The organism is Streptomyces sulfonofaciens (genome assembly GCF_014656295.1).
In the GTDB taxonomy this organism is placed as follows: domain Bacteria; phylum Actinomycetota; class Actinomycetes; order Streptomycetales; family Streptomycetaceae; genus Streptomyces; species Streptomyces sulfonofaciens.
Map to the genome: position 1 here is coordinate 1 of NZ_BNCD01000078.1, position 850 is coordinate 850.

The following is an 850-nucleotide window of genomic DNA, read 5'->3' on the forward strand; positions in this document are numbered from 1 at the left end:
ATGTCATCGGCGACGACGTGCCCGAAGCGCTCCTCGCCTTCGCCCGCGGCCACAACGCCACCCAGATAGTGCTGGGCGTCAGCAGGCGCAGGACCTGGCAGTACCTGCTCGGCCCCGGGGTGAGCGCCACCGTCGCCCGTGAGTGCGGCCCGGATCTGGACGTGCACATGGTCACGCACGACGCGGTGGCCAAGGGGCGGGGCCTTCCGGTGCCGCACGGCGCACGGCTCGGCCGCCCGCGCCTCGTCTGGGGATGGCTGACCGGTGTGGCGGGGCCCGTGCTGCTCACCCTGCTGCTGCGCGACGCCGTCCCGGGGCTCGGGCTGACCAACGACATGCTGCTCTTCCTGACCTGCACGGTGGCGGCCGCCCTGCTCGGCGGGCTGGCGCCCGCGCTGGCCTCCGCGGCCTTCGGCTCGCTGCTGCTGAACTACTACTTCACTCCCCCGCTGCACCGGCTGACGGTGGCCGACCCGAAGAACATCGTGGCCATCGCGATCTTCGTCGGCGTGGCGGTGTCCGTGGCCTCCGTGGTCGACCTGGCGGCACGGCGCACGCACCAGGCGGCCCGGCTGCGCGCCGAGGCCGAGGTGCTGTCCTTCCTGGCCGGCAGCGTGCTGCGCGGGGACGACTCGCTGCACGCGCTGCTCGGACGGCTGCGCGAGACGTTCGCGATGGACCGCGTGGCCCTGCTGGAACGGGCCGGGGAGACGGAGGCGTGGTCGACGGTGGCCGCGGTCGGCACGGGAGAGGTGGCACGTCCCGAGGACGCGGACGTGGACATGCCCGTCGGCGACCACATGGCGCTGGCGCTGTCCGGCCGGGTGCTGCCCGCCGAGGACCGCAGGGT

General features: G+C 74.1%; 1 protein-coding gene. It reads left to right on the plus strand.

What is annotated here, in order from left to right; genetic code table 11:
- A partial coding sequence (locus IE313_RS34640) for a DUF4118 domain-containing protein (protein WP_189939351.1) occupies positions 1-850 on the plus strand: 850 nt, incomplete at both ends.